Annotated in this window: 16 protein-coding genes; 13 read left to right on the top strand and 3 right to left on the bottom strand. The window is 66.1% G+C overall.

Annotation, left to right across the window (positions count from 1 at the left end; all coding sequences use genetic code 11):
* Nucleotides 1-44 precede the first annotated feature (44 nt).
* From ruvC to CH249_RS22465, 9 genes are all read left to right on the top strand, one after another.
* Nucleotides 45-662: a crossover junction endodeoxyribonuclease RuvC gene (gene ruvC / locus CH249_RS22505; RefSeq protein ID WP_032397961.1), complete on the top strand. Its 618-nt coding sequence runs from the start codon at nt 45-47 to the stop codon at nt 660-662.
* Complete coding sequence (ruvA, locus tag CH249_RS22500; protein WP_045195348.1) at nt 659-1,264, top strand: Holliday junction branch migration protein RuvA; 606 nt, start codon at nt 659-661, stop codon at nt 1,262-1,264. The genes ruvC and ruvA overlap by 4 nt, the downstream gene beginning before the upstream one ends.
* A gap of 54 nt (nt 1,265-1,318) precedes the next feature.
* Nucleotides 1,319-2,347: a Holliday junction branch migration DNA helicase RuvB gene (gene ruvB / locus CH249_RS22495; protein ID WP_045199784.1), complete on the top strand. Its 1,029-nt coding sequence runs from the start codon at nt 1,319-1,321 to the stop codon at nt 2,345-2,347.
* Between the two features lie 138 nt (nt 2,348-2,485).
* Nucleotides 2,486-2,896 (top strand): preprotein translocase subunit YajC, encoded by a 411-nt coding sequence (gene yajC, locus CH249_RS22490; RefSeq protein ID WP_094630047.1) that lies wholly within the window; start codon nt 2,486-2,488, stop codon nt 2,894-2,896.
* A gap of 161 nt (nt 2,897-3,057) precedes the next feature.
* Nucleotides 3,058-4,833, top strand: a complete 1,776-nt coding sequence (gene secD / locus CH249_RS22485; RefSeq protein WP_179272742.1) for a protein translocase subunit SecD — start codon at nt 3,058-3,060, stop codon at nt 4,831-4,833.
* Between the two features lies 1 nt (nt 4,834).
* Nucleotides 4,835-6,016 (top strand): protein translocase subunit SecF, encoded by a 1,182-nt coding sequence (gene secF / locus CH249_RS22480; protein WP_094682808.1) that lies wholly within the window; start codon nt 4,835-4,837, stop codon nt 6,014-6,016.
* Between the two features lie 26 nt (nt 6,017-6,042).
* Nucleotides 6,043-7,746 (top strand): ABC transporter substrate-binding protein, encoded by a 1,704-nt coding sequence (locus CH249_RS22475; protein ID WP_094682807.1) that lies wholly within the window; start codon nt 6,043-6,045, stop codon nt 7,744-7,746.
* Between the two features lie 5 nt (nt 7,747-7,751).
* Complete coding sequence (locus tag CH249_RS22470; RefSeq protein ID WP_373453533.1) at nt 7,752-8,282, top strand: adenine phosphoribosyltransferase; 531 nt, start codon at nt 7,752-7,754, stop codon at nt 8,280-8,282.
* Nucleotides 8,283-8,354: 72 nt separating this feature from the next.
* On the top strand, nt 8,355-10,847 hold the full coding sequence (locus tag CH249_RS22465; protein ID WP_179273203.1) for a bifunctional (p)ppGpp synthetase/guanosine-3',5'-bis(diphosphate) 3'-pyrophosphohydrolase: 2,493 nt from the start codon (nt 8,355-8,357) through the stop codon (nt 10,845-10,847).
* Between the two features lie 67 nt (nt 10,848-10,914).
* Here CH249_RS22465 and CH249_RS22460 read toward each other — a convergent pair whose 3' ends face one another.
* Both CH249_RS22460 and CH249_RS22455 read right to left on the bottom strand, forming a co-directional pair.
* Nucleotides 10,915-11,712, bottom strand: a complete 798-nt coding sequence (locus tag CH249_RS22460; RefSeq protein ID WP_256988418.1) for a peptidylprolyl isomerase — start codon at nt 11,710-11,712, stop codon at nt 10,915-10,917.
* Nucleotides 11,709-12,572 (bottom strand): peptidylprolyl isomerase, encoded by an 864-nt coding sequence (locus CH249_RS22455; RefSeq protein WP_094630044.1) that lies wholly within the window; start codon nt 12,570-12,572, stop codon nt 11,709-11,711. The genes CH249_RS22460 and CH249_RS22455 overlap by 4 nt, the downstream gene beginning before the upstream one ends.
* A 192-nt stretch (nt 12,573-12,764) precedes the next feature.
* On the opposite strand from CH249_RS22455, the gene CH249_RS22450 reads away from it, so the two are divergent.
* From CH249_RS22450 to CH249_RS22440, 3 genes are read left to right on the top strand one after another with little or no spacing between them, the layout of a single operon-like run.
* Nucleotides 12,765-13,457: an MBL fold metallo-hydrolase gene (locus CH249_RS22450; RefSeq protein ID WP_094630043.1), complete on the top strand. Its 693-nt coding sequence runs from the start codon at nt 12,765-12,767 to the stop codon at nt 13,455-13,457.
* A 2-nt stretch (nt 13,458-13,459) separates the two neighbouring features.
* On the top strand, nt 13,460-14,731 hold the full coding sequence (hisS, locus tag CH249_RS22445) for a histidine--tRNA ligase (RefSeq protein WP_032397971.1): 1,272 nt from the start codon (nt 13,460-13,462) through the stop codon (nt 14,729-14,731).
* The gene (locus CH249_RS22440; protein WP_256988417.1) at nt 14,721-15,389 is read left to right on the top strand and encodes a hypothetical protein; all 669 of its coding nucleotides are present in this window, start codon (nt 14,721-14,723) and stop codon (nt 15,387-15,389) included. The genes hisS and CH249_RS22440 overlap by 11 nt, the downstream gene beginning before the upstream one ends.
* Before the next feature lie 7 nt (nt 15,390-15,396).
* Here CH249_RS22440 and CH249_RS22435 read toward each other — a convergent pair whose 3' ends face one another.
* Complete coding sequence (locus CH249_RS22435; protein WP_094682806.1) at nt 15,397-15,867, bottom strand: DUF3237 domain-containing protein; 471 nt, start codon at nt 15,865-15,867, stop codon at nt 15,397-15,399.
* Nucleotides 15,868-15,992: 125 nt separating this feature from the next.
* On the opposite strand from CH249_RS22435, the gene CH249_RS22430 reads away from it, so the two are divergent.
* Nucleotides 15,993-17,021, top strand: coding sequence for an Rv2578c family radical SAM protein (locus CH249_RS22430; protein ID WP_094630041.1), 1,029 nt, complete (start codon nt 15,993-15,995; stop codon nt 17,019-17,021).
* Nucleotides 17,022-17,028: the final 7 nt, after the last annotated feature.

The raw sequence follows: 17,028 nt of genomic DNA, 5'->3' as shown, positions 1-17,028 counted from the left end.
GCTACGCTATCGAACAACAGTTCGTAAGCGGAAGGTGTGGTGGCGTGCGGGTGATGGGTGTCGACCCCGGTCTCACCAGGTGTGGGCTCAGTCTGATCGAGGGTGGTGTTGGCCGAACGGTGGTCGCCCTCGATGTCGATGTGGTGCGAACGCCTGCGGACATGGATCTGGCGCAGCGGTTGCTGGCGATTTCCGAGGCCGCGGAGTACTGGCTCGATACCCACAAGCCTTCGGTGGTGGCCATCGAGCGAGTCTTCGCCCAGCACAACGTGCGTACGGCCATGGGTACGGCCCAGGCCGGTGGCGTCATCGCCCTCGCGGCGGCCAGACGCGGCATCGACGTCTGCTTTCACACTCCCAGTGAGGTCAAGGCCGCCGTCACGGGCAACGGCTCGGCCGACAAGGCTCAGGTGACCGCGATGGTCATGCGCATTCTCGGTCTGCAGACGGCACCGACTCCCGCCGACGCCGCCGACGCGCTGGCCCTCGGCATCTGTCATTGCTGGCGAGCGCCCATGATCGCCCGCATGGCCAAGGCCGAGGCCATGGCCGCCGAACAGAAACGCAAGTACGACGCTCGTCTGGCCGAGGAGCGCAAAGCTCGCGCCGTCGTGGCACGCAGGATCGAGAAAATGGCCAAGAAGGAGGCGGGCGCCCGATGATCGCGTCGATCAGGGGCTCGGTGTTCGACATCGCGCTCGATCACGCCGTGCTCGAGGCTGCGGGCGTCGGGTACCGCGTCAACGCCACGCCGGCCACGTTGGCCACTTTGCACCGGGGGAGCGAAGCGACCCTCCTGACGACCATGATCGTGCGCGAGGATTCGCAGACGCTGTACGGATTCCCCGACAAGGAGTCGCGGGAGCTGTTCGAGTTGCTCCTCACCGTGACCGGCGTCGGCCCGCGGATCGCCATGGCAACTCTTGCCGTACACGAGCCCGACGCACTGCGAACTGCGTTGGCCGACAGTGATATCGGAGCACTGACCAGGGTTCCCGGTATCGGTAAGCGCGGCGCGGAGAGAATGGTCGTCGAGCTGCGCGACAAGGTCGACGCAGTGGTCGGACGCGCAGGAAGCGCGGCCGTGCCGGGATCCGGAGTCGGCAACTCGATGCGAGACCAGATCGTCGAGGCGCTGATCGGTCTCGGATTCCCCGTGAAACAGGCCGAGGAAGCGACCGACGCGGTGCTCGCTCAGCAGCCCGAGGCCACGACGTCGACCGCGCTGAGGTCGGCGCTGGCATACCTCGGAAAGTCCAGGTAGGCCCGGGTGACCGAGGAAGATCGGTTCGCCGAATCCCAGGTCGGTGCGGACCCGATGTCCGACGACCTGGATGTCGAGACGAGTCTGCGTCCGAAGAACCTCACCGATTTCATCGGTCAACCTCGGGTGCGGGAGCAGCTGCAGCTCGTGTTGTCGGGTGCCAAGATGCGCGGCGGAACCCCCGATCACATCCTCATGTCCGGGCCGCCGGGCCTCGGCAAGACCAGTATGGCGATGATCATCGCCGCCGAGTTGGGAACCTCGCTGCGGCTCACGTCGGGTCCGGCGCTCGAGCGGGCAGGCGATCTCGCAGCGATGCTCAGCAACCTGGTCGAAGGCGACGTGCTGTTCATCGACGAGATCCATCGCATCGCTCGCCCGGCCGAGGAGATGCTGTATCTGGCGATGGAGGATTTCCGCGTCGACGTCATCGTCGGCAAGGGGCCGGGAGCGACGTCGATTCCACTCGAGGTCGCACCGTTCACCCTCGTCGGTGCCACCACCAGGTCGGGTGCGCTCACCGGACCGCTGCGCGACCGGTTCGGATTCGTGGCGCACATGGATTTCTACGAGCCGAACGAACTCGAGCGCATCCTCATGCGGTCCGCGGGAATCCTGGGTGTGCCGATCGATCGGGACGGATGCGCGGAGATCGCCGGGCGCTCGCGTGGCACCCCCCGTATCGCGAACCGATTGCTCCGCCGAGTCCGCGACTACGCGGACGTGCGCGGCGACGGCACCGTCACTCAGGACACCGCGAAGGCCGCCCTGGTGGTGTACGACGTCGACAAACTCGGGCTCGATCGACTCGACCGCGCCGTACTGAGCGCGCTCATCCGGAGCTTCGGCGGAGGGCCGGTGGGTGTGTCCACGCTGGCCGTCGCCGTCGGGGAGGAACCGTCGACGGTCGAGGAAGTGTGCGAGCCGTTCCTGGTACGTGCCGGAATGATCGCCCGTACCCCCCGCGGGCGCGTCGCGACCGCTGCTGCGTGGCAACACCTCGGTCTGACGCCGCCACCGGATCTCGCGGTGGGTGGAATTTCGGTCCGATCCTCGGAGGTCCAGCAGGGATTATTCGAATGAATCGGGCACAACAGGACACGAACGGACCGGACCGGTTCCAGGTAATGGCACACTGGGTAGCTGCGAGGCCCGCACCGGCGACGCTCTCGCACGAGACAATGACGTATTTCGAACCCGACTTCGAGGACTGACCTTCCGATGGATTTGCTGTTCCCGCTGCTGATCGTGGCACTTCTGGTACCGCTGTTTCTCAATGCGCGTCGACAGAAGAAGGTGTTGGCCAAGACAACGGAAATGCAGGACTCGCTGAAGATCGGTGACGAGGTGGTCACAACCGCAGGCCTGTACGCCCGAGTGGTCCTGGTCGAGGACGACACCATCGATCTGGAGATCGCCGACGGCGTGATCACCACCTGGTCGCGTGCAGTGGTACGTGAGGTTCTGCCCGACGACTCCGAGTTCGACGACACCGACCTCGACGCCACCACCGAGTCGGACATCACGGCGCTCGGCTCGAACGACACCGCTGGACCGTCGCTGAGCAAGGCGGACGTGAGTCGGCCGGACGAGACCATCGAGCAGACGTCGAAGAGGCTGGAAAAAGAGTGAGCAGGATGTGATCGAAACCGCTGTCGGAGACAGTATCCGGCAGCGGTTTTCTCTGCGGTGACCGATGTGGTGCACAATCGCACCGCTCATCGCCGACACATCGGGCCGCCAGGCCCTGCAGGAACCGACACTTTTCATCGCCCAGAGGAGAAACACACACCGTGGCACCTTCCAGCGGACCGGTGCAACCCGCCCGCTATCTCGCCGTTTTCGCGGTGCTGATGGCAGCGGTGTACGCCATGGTCTTCTTCACCGGAGACAAAGACCCCTCGCCGAAGTTGGGAATCGACCTGCAGGGCGGCACGCGCGTGACACTCACCGCGCGGACACCCGACGGCAACGCGCCGACGCAGGACAGCCTGAAGCAGGCGCAGCAGATCATCGAGACTCGTGTCAACGGTCTCGGTGTCTCGGGCTCCGAGGTGGTCATCGACGGCGACAATCTCGTCATCACGGTGCCCGGCGACGACAGCTCCCAGGCGCGCACTCTCGGGCAGACGGCGCGACTGTTCATTCGACCGGTTCTGAGCTCGGTAGCTCCGTCGGCAGGCGAGGGAGCAGGTTCGCAGCAGGCCCCGGTCGACCCGGCCGCGCCGGTCGATCCTGCTGCACCGGCAGACCCTGCTGCTTCGGCCGATCCGGCTGCGCCCGCAGACCCGGCCACTCCGCAGAACCGGGTGTTCCCGGCGCAGGATCCGACCACGGTCGATCCGGCTCCCGCCCCCACCACCGATGCGCCCGCCACCGACGCACCGGCGGCAGACGATCCCGCCACCGACGCGAACCTGTCCGACGCCGAGCGCGCAGCGCAGGAGATCGCCGACGCCAAGACGCTCCGACAGAGCGAGGATCCGCAGATCCAGCAGCTGGCCATGCAGTCCCTCGATTGCAACGCCGCCGACCCGCTCGCAGGCAACGACGATCCGGCGCTTCCCCTGGTGGCGTGCTCGACTGACGGAACAGCGGTCTACCTGCTGGGTCCGACGATCATCGACGGCCAGCAGATAGCCGACGCGACCTCCGGCTTCGACAGTCAGCAGGCCCAGTTCCAGGTCAGCCTGACGTTCGACACGGACGGCTCGAACACCTGGGCTCAGTTCACCGCGGCCAATCTCCAGAAGCAGGCCGCGTTCGTACTGGACTCGAAGGTGATCAGTGCGCCGGTCATTCAGGGGGCCACCCCTGCAGGCAGCGCCACCTCGATCACCGGCAACTTCAACAACCAGACCGCGTCCGAGCTCGCCAACACCCTCAAGTACGGCTCCCTGCCGCTGTCCTTCGTGTCCTCCGAGGCCGAGACGGTGTCGGCAACGCTGGGCTTGGCCTCTCTGGAAGCCGGACTGCTGGCCGGTGCCATCGGACTGGCTCTGGTGTTGGTCTACTGCCTGCTCTACTACCGGGCCCTCGGGCTGCTCACTGCGCTGTCGTTGGCGCTGGCCGGTCTCGTCGTCTACGGAATCATCGTTCTGCTGGGTCGATGGATCAGCTTCACGCTCGACCTCGCCGGCATCGCCGGCCTGATCATCGGTATCGGCATGACCGCTGACTCGTTCGTTGTGTTCTTCGAGCGCATCAAGGACGAGATCCGGGAGGGCCGCAGCTTCCGATCGGCGGTTCCTCGCGGTTGGGCACGCGCACGCAAGACGATCCTGTCGGGCAATGCGGTCAGCTTCATCGCCGCCGCAGTGCTCTACGTGTTGGCCGTCGGTCAGGTCCGCGGCTTCGCGTTCACGCTCGGGCTCACGACGATCCTGGACATCATCGTCGTGGTGCTGGTGACGTGGCCGCTGGTGTACCTGGCGTCGAAATCCACGTTCTGGTCCAAGCCGTCCGTCAACGGTCTCGGTGCCGTCCAGCAGATCGCGCTCGAACGCAAGCGCGCAGCCAACAAGGCACTCGCCGTCAAGACCGGCGCTGCGCCGTCGAAGGAGGCATGACATGTCGGACACGACCACGTCGACCCCATCGCCCCTCGACGACTCGGGTGTCGATCAATCCGCCCAGCCCAAGCACAGCTGGTTGTCCAGGCTGTACACCGGTACCGGAGCCTTCGACATCGTCGGTCGTCGCCGGTTCTACTACATCCTCACCGGCGTCATCGTGCTGGTGTGCCTGCTGAGCTTCGTCGTCCGCGGCTTCACCCTCGGTATCGATTTCGAGGGCGGAACGCGGATTGCGCTGCCCGCGGCCGACAACATCACCACCGAGCAGGTCGAAACCGTGTACGACGACTCGCTCGGCATGCCGCCGGTGTCGGTGCAGACCGTCGGTTCGGGTGCCGCAGCAACGGTGCAGATTCGCTCCGAAGCACTCGACCCAGCCGAAGTGGACACCCTTCGCCAGGCGTTGTTCGAGGCATTCCAGCCGCAGGACAACTCCGGTACCGCGACCCCCAACGCCATCAGTGTGTCCGACGTCAGTGAGACGTGGGGTAGCCAGATCACCCAGAAAGCCCTGATCGCACTCGTGGTCTTCCTGGTCATCGTCAGCATCTACATCGGTGTCCGATACGAGCGAGACATGGCGTTGGCGGCGCTGGCCGCCCTGGCATTCGACCTCCTCGTGACCGCAGGCGTGTACTCGCTCGTCGGGTTCGAGGTGACGCCTGCAACCGTGATCGGCTTGTTGACGATCCTCGGTTTCTCTCTGTACGACTCGGTGGTGGTGTTCGACAAGGTCGAGGAGAACACTCGCGGCATCCTCAACCTGCATCGCAAGACGTACGCCGAACAGGCCAACCTGGCCGTCAACCAGACCCTGATGCGCTCGATCAACACCACCGTGATCGGTGTCCTCCCGGTGATCGCACTGATGATCATCGCGGTGTGGCTGCTCGGAGTGGGCACGCTGAAGGACCTGGCTCTGGTACAGCTGGTCGGCATGATCGTCGGTGCCTACTCGTCGATCTTCTTCGCCACTCCGTTGCTGGTGACGCTCAAGGAGAAGTGGGGTCCCGTCGCAGTTCACACGCGCAAGGTCCACTCCAAGCGCGCCGAAGCGGCAGCTCGTGCAGCAGGCCACGCTCCGGAACCGGTGGCCGTCGGTGTGGCCGCCCCGAAGGCGTCGGCTCCGCAGCCGGGCAACCGGCCCACCGGAAAGCGAAACAAGAAGCGACGGTAGATGTCCATCCTCGACAGGGACGGAGAGTGCACGTGAAACGACGGTGGAGCGCGGCACTGGTGGCAGCAAGTGTCGGTGCGGTGTCCATCACTGCGTGCTCGTCGCCCGACGACAAGGTGCCCTCGATCGGCTATTCGTTCGACAACGTGGTCGACACCTACAACGCGAGAACCGTCGACGGCGCGGCGTCGGGAGCCCGGCAGGCGTTCACTCGGGTGCAGGTGGGCTTCAGCTATCTCGGGCCCGAGGGAGACGCGTTGTCGGACAACGACATCGGAACCGTGTCCGTGGTTCCCGGCGACACCCTGACCGTGCAGTACTCCATCGCCCCCGCGGCGACGTACTCGGACGGTGCGCCGATGGCCTGTGACGATCTGGTGTTGGCGTGGGCGGCGAACAGTGGAAAGTTCGCCACCGACCGCCCCCTGTTCGACGCGGCGTCGACGGCCGGGTACTCCGACATCGAGCGCATCGATTGCGTACCGGGGGCCAAGGAAGCGACGGTCGTCTTCGCGTCCGGCCGCAGCTACCAGAACTGGCGTGCCCTGTTCGGAGCCACCGACCTGCTACCGGCACATGTCGCGGCTCGAGCAGCGGGCGTGCCGAACGTCGTCGATCCCATCCTGGCCGAGGACGACGACGTGGTGACCCCTATCGCCGACTTCTGGAACACCGGCTGGACCCTGACACCGGGCTCGATCGACCTCGCGCTACTGCCCTCGGCCGGCCCCTACCGCATCGAGTCCTACACCGCCGAGGACGGTCTCGTGCTCGTGGCGAACGACGCCTGGTGGGGAAACCCACCCCAGACCCAGCAGGTGGTCGTCTGGCCCAAGGGCACCGACCTGGCCGCAAAGTTCGCGGACGGATCGTTGGACGTGATCGACCACGGTGCCGGTGCCGTCGACCTCGGGACCACCGAGGGATTCACGACGACCGAGGAACCGTCGCGGGGCGTCGAGCAGTTGACGTTCGCCACCCAGGGGGTCCTGGCCGATGCGAGTGCTCGTCGAGCAGTGGCCGCGTGCATCCCGCGGTCGGACCTGTTCGACACTCTGGGTCACCCCGGTTTCGAGGCGGAGGCGGCGGGTCTGGGTTCGGGCGTCGTCGACTCTCGTCTCGTCCAGCCCGACACGCTCGAGTATCCGTCGGTCGCAACGGTGGTGGGCGATCGATACCAGCGCTCGGACCTGGACCAGGCGAGCCGAGAACTCGAGGCTGCGGGCGAGAATGCTCTGACCGTTCGTGTCGGCTACCGGGGACCGGACGCGCGCCGCGCCCAGGTGGTGAGTCGCATGGCTGCCGATTGCGCGGCTGCGGGCATCACCGTCGAGGACGCGAGCTCACCGGACTTCACACCGTCCGCACTGCGCGCCGGGGCTGTCGACGCCGTGCTCGGTAGCAGCGGATCCCTTCCCGGACCGTCGGGTTCTGCCGCCGCGGTGACCGCACGGTATTCGTTGCGGACGGGAATCGGCCTGAACGTCGGCGGATACAGCAACGGCAGGATCGATTCCATCATCGATCAGTTGGCGGTGACCGACGACCCCGAGCGAGTGCTGGCTCTGGCCACCGAGGGTGAGAACATCCTGTGGAACGACATGCCGTCGCTTCCCCTGTACAACGAGCCACGGACCACCGTCGTCAGCGACGGCATGCAGGACGTGGTGCCCAACCCGACGGCCGCAGGTGCCGGTTGGAACATGGATCGGTGGGTGCTTCTTCGATGAACGACGTGGACGAGCGAGCGGGTGCTGCCGCCGCGGTGACCAGGCTGACACGGTGGGTCGACGACTTCCCCGTCGCGGGCGTTCGCTTCGGCGATCTGACGCCGGTGTTCGCGGACGGACCGGCGTTACGCAGTGTCGTGTCGGAGCTGGCGCAGGGTTTCGAGGACGTCGACCTGGTGGCGGGTATCGATGCACGGGGGTTCCTGCTCGGTGCCGGAGTTGCCCTCGAACTCGGGTGCGGTGTGCTGGCGGTGCGCAAGGCGGGCAAGCTGCCGCCTCCGGTGCATTCACGGTCGTACGAACTCGAGTACGGAACCGCCGCACTGCAGATCCCGACTGCGATCGACGTGGCCGGAAAACGAGTGCTCGTGGTCGACGACGTGCTGGCGACCGGCGGTACCGTCGATGCAACGGCTCGGTTGTTGACCGAGCAGGGAGCGGTGATCGTCGGTGCCGCTGTCGTTCTCGAGATCGCCGTTCTGGGCGGGCGCGACAAGTGCAGTGGCTACCCGCTCGGCTGCCTGGTTCGAGTATGAGGACTAAAGTCTCTGTCACAATGCGTTGACGTTTCGACGACAGCGCGGAATGTGTGGCAGGAGGTGATGAGAGTGACCCGATACATCGATCAACCCTTGCCCGACGGGCCTGCCGTCCCCGAGCGGCCCGTAGTTGCCGATCGGACCGGAGTTACCGATCGGACCGGAGTCGACGTCGTCACGACCGACGAGTCCGCGTCCGGCGGTGTCCGCCCGGCCGTCGACGCTCCGGTTCCCCACGGCCCGGTTCCCCACGACCCGGCGGCGACCGATTCGCAGGCTCCGTCCGGAACCCGTAATTCGGCACCCGTTCCCACCTCCGCGTCGAGGCGGGTCCGCGCACGCCTGGCGCGCCGCATCACCGCTGGGCGCAGCGCGGCGGTCAAACCGGTGCTCGAGCCACTCGTCAGCCTGCACCGTGAGCTCTATCCCAAGGCAGACCTGACGCTGCTGCAGCGGGCCTACGACGTTGCCGACGAGCTGCACGCCTCGCAGATGCGCAAGTCCGGCGATCCCTACATCACGCATCCGCTCGCCGTGGCCAACATTCTGGCCGAGCTGGGGATGGACACGACAACGCTGGTTGCAGCTCTGCTGCACGACACGGTCGAGGACACCGGATACTCGCTCGCCAAGCTGACCGAGGAGTTCGGCGACGAGGTGTCCCATCTCGTGGACGGGGTGACCAAGCTCGACAAGGTCGTGCTCGGAACCGCAGCCGAGGGCGAAACGATCCGCAAGATGATCATCGCGATGGCGCGAGATCCGCGGGTGTTGGTCATCAAGGTCGCCGACCGGTTGCACAACATGCGCACCATGCGGTTCCTGCCCCCGGAGAAGCAGGCGCGCAAGGCCAAGGAGACGTTGGAAGTCATTGCGCCGCTTGCCCATCGGCTCGGAATGGCCACGGTCAAGTGGGAGCTCGAAGACCTGGCGTTCGCGATTCTTCATCCCAAGAAGTACGACGAGATCGTGCGGCTCGTCGCCGATCGGGCACCGTCCCGCGACACCTACCTCGAGAAGGTTCGGGCCGAGATCAACGCGACGCTCGCCGCGTCGAGAATCAGCGCGGTCGTCGAGGGTCGCCCGAAGCACTACTGGTCGATCTACCAGAAGATGATCGTCAAGGGTCGCGACTTCGACGACATCCACGACCTCGTGGGCGTCCGAATTCTGTGCGACGAGATCCGTGACTGTTACGCCGCTGTCGGCGTGGTGCATTCGCTGTGGCAGCCGATGGCGGGCCGTTTCAAGGACTACATCGCACAGCCGCGTTACGGCGTCTACCAGTCGCTGCACACCACGGTGATCGGACCGGAGGGCAAGCCCCTCGAGGTGCAGATTCGTACGCGCGACATGCACCGCACAGCCGAGTTCGGCATCGCGGCACACTGGCGGTACAAGGAGACCAAGGGCAAGCACTCGCAGGACAACGCCGAGGTCGACGACATGGCGTGGATGCGCCAGTTGCTCGACTGGCAGCGAGAAGCCGCCGATCCGGGGGAGTTCCTCGAGTCGCTGCGCTACGACCTCGCGGTCAAGGAGATCTTCGTCTTCACCCCCAAGGGCGACGTCGTCACCCTGCCTGCCGGATCGTGCCCGGTCGACTTCGCGTACGCCGTGCACACCGAAGTGGGACATCGCTGCATCGGCGCGCGGGTCAACGGTCGACTCGTCGCCCTGGAACGGACACTCGACAACGGTGAAGTGGTCGAGGTGTTCACCTCGAAAGCTGCCACCGCAGGCCCGAGTCGGGACTGGCAGGGATTCGTCGCCTCACCGCGAGCCAAGACCAAGATTCGCCAGTGGTTCGCCAAGGAGCGTCGCGAGGAAGCCCTGGAGGCAGGCAAGGACGGCATCGCCAAGGAGGTCCGTCGAGGCGGACTTCCCCTGCAGCGCTTGATGAATGCCGAGTCCATGTCGGCGATCGCGCACGAGCTACGGTACGTCGACGTCTCCGCTCTCTACACCGCGGTCGGCGAGAATCACGTATCCGCTCGCCACGTGGTGCAGCGGTTGGTCGCCCATCTCGGTGGAGTCGGCGACGTCGAGGAAGAGCTCGCCGAGCGGTCGACACCGTCGACCATTCCCACTCGACCCCGTCAGGTCGGCGACGCGGGCGTGCTGGTCACCGGTGCCGAGGGCGTCGTCGCGAAACTTGCGAAGTGCTGTACGCCGGTGCCGGGAGACGAGATCCTCGGATTCGTCACCCGTGGTGGATCGGTGAGTGTCCACCGCACCGACTGCACCAACGCACGATCGCTGGAAGAGCAGTCCGAGCGGTTCATCGAGGTTCAGTGGGCACCGTCGGCGTCCTCGGTGTTCCTGGTCGCCATCCAGATCGAGGCACTGGACCGTCACCGACTGCTCTCCGACGTCACCAAGGCGCTCGCCGACGAGCGAGTCAACATTCTCTCGGCATCGGTTGCCACGTCCGGGGACCGGGTGGCGATCAGCAAGTTCACGTTCGAGATGGGTGACCCGAAGCACCTCGGGCACGTGCTGAACGTCGTGCGCAACGTCGAGGGCGTGTACGACGTGTATCGGCTGACGTCGGCCGCCTGAGCGGTCCGGAGAACGACGAGAGGGTGAGCAGAGAATCTCTGCTCACCCTCTCGTCGTTCTATCGGAGCTACACCGTTGCCGATTCCACGATCACCGGAGTCGCCGGTGCGCCGTCTTCCGAGCCACCGGTCACCCCGCCCGCTGCGATGGCGTCCAGGGTTTGCAGACCGGCGTCCGAGATGGTGCCGAACACCGTGTATTGCGGCGGCAGCACCGAATCGGCGTACACCAGGAAGAACTGGCTGCCGTTGGTGTCGGGGCCGGCATTGGCCATCGCCAGCGTTCCGCGGGGGTAGACCACCGGGTTCTCGGCCTGCGCCGGATCGTCCGTGTACGCGGTGGTGGGGTACTCGTTGGCGAAGGTGTATCCCGGTCCGCCTCGACCGGAACCGGACGGGTCACCGCACTGCAGTACCTCGAGGCCCGGTGACGTCGTCAGTCGGTGACAGGGTGAGCCGTCGAAGTACCCCTGCTCGACGAGGCTCACGACACTGTTGACCGTGCACGGTGCTGGTGTCCGGTCCAGTGTGATGCCGATCGGACCTGCAGTGGTGGACAACGTCACATCGACGGTTCCGTACACGTCGACGTTGTCGGTAGCCGGAGCGGTGACCTGCTTGACGGCCGGAGACTGCTCCGGATACGAGCAGGAGACCGTGTCGGTCGTGGGCTGCGGCACGGGCGGCAGAGCCCCGAAACGGGACAGATCGAGTGCAGGCCGCGGCGCGGGTGCCTCGGTTGTCGTGGTGGTCGTCGACGACGGCGTGGTGGCCGGCGCAGCTGCCGGTTCGGCCGAACCGGAACACCCTGCGAGAACCAGCGCGGTGGCCGAGATCGCGATCGTCAGAGCCGAGGCGCGGTTCACAGGTCGCTCAACATGGACGTGATGTCGACCGGTTCGGCGGGGGCTCCATCGGACGCGCCGCCTTCGACTCCCTTGGCCGCGATGGCGTCGAGGGTGGCGAGTCCGGTCTCGTCGATGGTGCCGAACGCGGTGTAGGCGGGCGGCAGTTCGGAATCGCCGTAGACGAGGAAGAACTGGCTGCCGTTGGTTCCCGGGCCCGCATTGGCCATGGCCAACGTTCCACGTGGGTAGGAGATCGGGGTCTGCGCGGCAGGGTCGCCTTCGGCGAACGTATCGGTGGGGAATTCGTCGGCGAACTGGTAGCCCGGCCCGCCGGAGCCGGTGCCGGTGGGATCGCCGCACTGGAGAACCTGCAGACCCGCGCCCGTGGTGAGTCGATGGCAGGTGGTGCCGTCGAAGTAACCCTGATTGGCGAGCGAGACGAAACTGTTGACCGTGCAGGGAGACTCGGGGTTGTTCAGCGTCAGACCGATGTTTCCCGCAGTCGTGGTCATGCTGTAGCTCAGCGGCTCGTCGCTGGTCGGCACGTTGTCGGTGCGCGGGGGAGTGTTCGGCTTGGCCGCAGGCCCCGCCGCGGCGGGGTAGGAGCAGTTCACCGTCTCGGGCAACGGCTCGGTGCGTCCGGCTGCGATGATCGAATCGGCGGGTGCCGACGTCGAGGATTCCTGAGCGGTACTGGCATCGTCGTCACCGCGGGTCACCACGAACACGACCGAGACGACGGCCACCACCGCAACGACGCCGAGAATGGAACCGGCGATCGTCAATTGCTTACGACGCCGGGCTCGTTCGGCACGGCGTACGAGTTGGCGTTCGAGCTTTCGTTTGGCAGCCTCGCGCCGTTGCTCGTTGCTGGGCAATTCGTGTTCCTCCCGCTTGTCGAAAAACGACCTCGCCCGCTCGCTGCACGGACCGATCGTGTGGTAATCGGCCGAGAATCGGCCAACGCGAGTTTGCCATCACTGCCTGAGAGCATGCTGGGGGGACCCGACGGGATCGGCCCCACTAAGCTTGTTCGGTACTTCGGCCTCAGCCATTTAGGAGCGTTTGTCTTGCTCGTCACCGGATTCCCCGCAGGCATGTTTCAGACGAACTGTTACATCCTGGCCCAGGACGACGCGTCCGAGTGCGTCGTCGTCGATCCCGGTCAGGACGCCGCGGATCCGCTGATCGACTTCCTGACGCAGTCCTCGCTCACCCCCACCGCAGTACTGCTCACGCACGGCCATCTGGACCACACGTGGTCGGTGGAGCCGATCTGCGCAAAGTACGGCATCCCGGCGTACATCGCACCCGAGGACCGCTACATGCTGGCCGATCCGATCAAGGGAACCGGCCCGACGTTGGCGGCGGTACTGGGCGACCTCGAGTTCCACGAACCGGCCGAGGTGATCGAGCTCACGGACGGTCGACGGCTCGAACTCGCCGGAATCGAATTCACGGTGGTACACACCCCCGGGCACACTCAGGGATCGGTGGTGTTCCTCGCTCACGCCGACGGGCCCGACGGCTCGGTTCCGTTGGCTCTGACCGGGGACACCCTCTTCGCGGGGTCGATCGGGCGCACCGATCTGCCCGGCGGCGATCACGATCAACTGCTGCGCTCCATCGCGACTCGGCTGCTCCCTCTGAGCGACGACACGGTGGTGCTCCCGGGACACGGCGGACAGAGCTCGATCGGCCAGGAGCGCGCATCCAACCCGTTCCTCGTTGGACTCACCGACCCCGGGCAAGGAAAGCTGTGAGCGTGAGCAAGCCGACCGCCTTTTCCGCGCCCAAGGGCATTCCCGATTACTTCCCGCCCAACTCGGCCGAGTTCGTCGCCGTACGCGAAGGGTTGCTCGACGCAGCCCGCACCGCCGGCTACGGCCACATCGAACTGCCGATCTTCGAGGACACCGGCCTGTTCGCCCGTGGGGTCGGGGAGTCGACCGATGTGGTGAGCAAGGAGATGTACACCTTCTCCGATCGCGGAGACCGATCGGTGACGCTGCGCCCCGAGGGCACCGCCGGAGTCATGCGCGCGGTGATCGAGCACGGACTGGATCGGGGAGCGCTACCGGTCAAGTTGGCCTACGCCGGGCCGTTCTTCCGCTACGAACGCCCGCAGGCCGGCCGCTACCGGCAGCTGCAGCAGGTGGGCGTCGAGGCGATCGGCGTCGACGACCCTGCACTGGATGCCGAGGTCATCGCCGTGGCCGACGCCGGTTTCCGGGCCCTGGGTCTGACCGGCTTCCGGCTCGAGATCACCTCGCTCGGCGACGACACCTGTCGCCCGCAGTACCGAGAGCTGTTGCAGCAGTTCCTGTTCGCCCTTCCGCTCGACGAGGACACTCGCCGACGTGCCGAGATCAACCCGCTGCGTGTGCTCGACGACAAGCGGCCCGAGGTGCGCGCGATGACCGCGGACGCACCGCTGATGCTCGATCACCTCTCGGATTCGGCGAAGGAACACTTCGACGAAGTGCTGGCCTACCTGGACGTGATGAACGTCCCGTACCTGGTGAACCCGCGAATGGTGCGTGGCCTCGACTACTACACCAAGACGACGTTCGAATTCGTGCACGACGGACTCGGCGCACAATCGGGCATCGGCGGCGGCGGCCGCTACGACGGTTTGATGGAACAGCTCGGCGGGCAGGCGCTCTCCGGAATCGGGTTCGGCCTCGGGGTCGACCGCACGGTGCTGGCCCTGGCCGCCGAGGGCAAGACTGCGGGCGCGACGGCACGATGCCAGGTCTTCGGTGTTCCGATGGGTGCCGGTGCGAAGCTGGCGATCGTCGACATCGCGGCTCAGCTACGCGAACGAGGAATAGCGGTGGACATGGCTTACGGGAATCGCGGAATCAAGGGTGCCATGAAGGCCGCCGACCGATCCGGAGCACGTTTCGCGTTGGTGCTCGGGGATCAGGAACTCGCTGCCGAAGCGGTTCTGGTGAAGGACCTTTCGAACGGTGAGCAGGACACCGTTCCGATGGCCGACGTGGTCGACGCCCTCGGAGCGCGTCTTGCCCGGTGAGTCCCCGCCCGGTGAGTCCCCGCCCGGTGACTCCCGGTCCAACGCGGGGCCGGTAGCACTGGACCTGGTCTCGGTGGAGTTCCTGAAACCGCGCCTGCGCAAGATCATGGTCGGGTCGGCGGCGATCGGGATCGTTGTCGCCGTCGTGCTGGCGCTGTTCGCGCCGGTGTGGGTCGCAGTTCTCGTCGGAGTGATCGTCGGCGGTCCCGCGGTACTGTCCGGCTGGCTCGGTCTGCGCCGCCGGATTTGGCTCGACGGTCCGCAACTGTGTGCACGAGGGTTGCGCACGCGCCGACTGAAGATGCCGGAGGTGGTGACCGCCGAACTGACCATTCGGACGGCCGGAATCGATCAGATCTCGCTACGGCTCTACGACGGGCGTACACACGTCGTGGTTCCGCTTGCGCTCTACACCAGGGACGGGGGCCGGGAACTGCCGATTCTGTCGTTGCGCACCCTCGCCGACTCGCTGTGGACCACCGAGTTGGTGCCGGCTGCGGCGATCGCATCGGTGCTGGTCGATCAGCTGCGCGCCGAGGCACGCGACGCCGGGCTCGACCAACGGCCGCTCTACCGCGCCGTCGAACTCGTCCGTAGCAAGGGACGAACTCCGCAGGCGACTCTGACCGACCGGGAGGTCGCCCACCTGCTCGACTGAGCCGGGATCAGGTGACCAGGAATGCGTCGAGTACGACGGCTTCGGCCGAGCGAGATCCGGACGTGACGACGAGCGCACGGTTGAGATAGGTGAACTTCGGGACCGCGGTCGACACGCGAAGGGTGCCGCGGAAGTAGTACGTGGCGGGGTCCACCTCACGCTCGGGATCGTTCAGAGCGTCGATCACCTCGGCCGGCCCGAACTGAACTCCGCGGTAGTCGAGCGAGAGATAACCGCCGGTTGCCAACTCCAGGACGAGGTCGGTGCTGAACTCGGTGCATCCGTCGGGCCGCGTCACGCTGACGACGGTCGACCCGGCGGCGAGGGTGCCCTCGATGTCGGGGCCGGGAGCTGCGCCGCCGAGCACGGTGGTGACCACCCGCTCACCGGCCGGCACCGAGCCGACGTCGATTCCCGGTCCGAGGGTGAGGCCGAGACGCAGAATCGGCTCGAGGGTCGGTGTGTTCGGGGCGGTCACTTGTGGTGCACTCCTAGGATCGGCTGGGGACCTACGCTATCGCCTTCCGGTGACCATGCCCGAGCGGGGATCCGCGGGGGAGAGCCGCCCTTGACACGACATAGAACAAATGTTCGACTGTGTGCATGCGATGGGCCGGCCAGACTCTCGATGCCGCGGACGACGGGGCGCTACCGGGGCTCGAGCGATCGGGACTGGTCCGCAGCGTCCAGACGCCCGAGTTCGAGGGCATCACCTTCCACGAAGTGTTGTGCAAGAGCGCTCTGAACGAAGTGCCGAGCGAATCTCAGGTGCCCTTCTCGTGGACCGTCAATCCGATGCGCGGGTGCTCGCACGCATGTCGATACTGCTTCGCCCGCCCGACGCACGAATATCTGGATCTGAACTCCGGCAACGACTTCGACTCGCAGATCGTCGTGAAGACGAACGTTGCTGCGGTACTGCGCAAGGAACTCGCGCGCCGGTCGTGGAAACGGGAGCCGGTGGCGCTCGGGACCAACACCGACCCCTATCAGCGCGCGGAAGGGCGATATCGGTTGATGCCGGGGATCATTCGAGCATTGGCCGAATCCGGGACGCCGTTCTCCATTCTCACCAAGGGCACACTGCTGCGGCGTGATCTGCCCCTGTTGACGCTGGCTGCGCAGCAGGTGGAGGTGCAGGTGAGCATCAGCCTGGCCATTCACGATGCCGACCTGCAGAAGCAGCTCGAGCCCGGAACCCCCAGTCCACGAGCGCGATTGGATCTCGTTCGTGCGGTCCGCGACGCGGGCCTGGACTGCGGCGTTCTGGTGGCACCGGTGATTCCGTTTCTCACCGATGGGGCCAAGCAGTTGGACGGCCTCATCGGTGCCCTGGCAGAGGCAGGTGCGACAACCGTGACGGCGCTGCCGATGCATCTGCGTTCGAGCACCAAGGACTGGTACATGAGCTGGCTGGTGAAGGAACACCCCGCGTTGGTGCGTCGGTACCGTCAGCTCTACGGACACGGGGCCTATGTGACTCCTGAGTACAAGCAGTGGCTCAAAGCGAGAATCGATCCGCTGCTCGACACCTACGGGTTCGCCGCCGAGCAGACCCGCTCGCTGCCCGCCAACGAGCCTGCCGAACCCCGAGCACCGGTGACCTCGGGGCCGGCTCTCACCCTGTTCTGAGCTGGAT

Source organism: Rhodococcus sp. 05-2255-3B1, from assembly GCF_002258545.1.
GTDB lineage: Bacteria > Actinomycetota > Actinomycetes > Mycobacteriales > Mycobacteriaceae > Rhodococcoides.
Note: the sequence above shows the minus strand (reverse complement) of the source record. Positions and strands in the feature narration are given on the sequence as shown.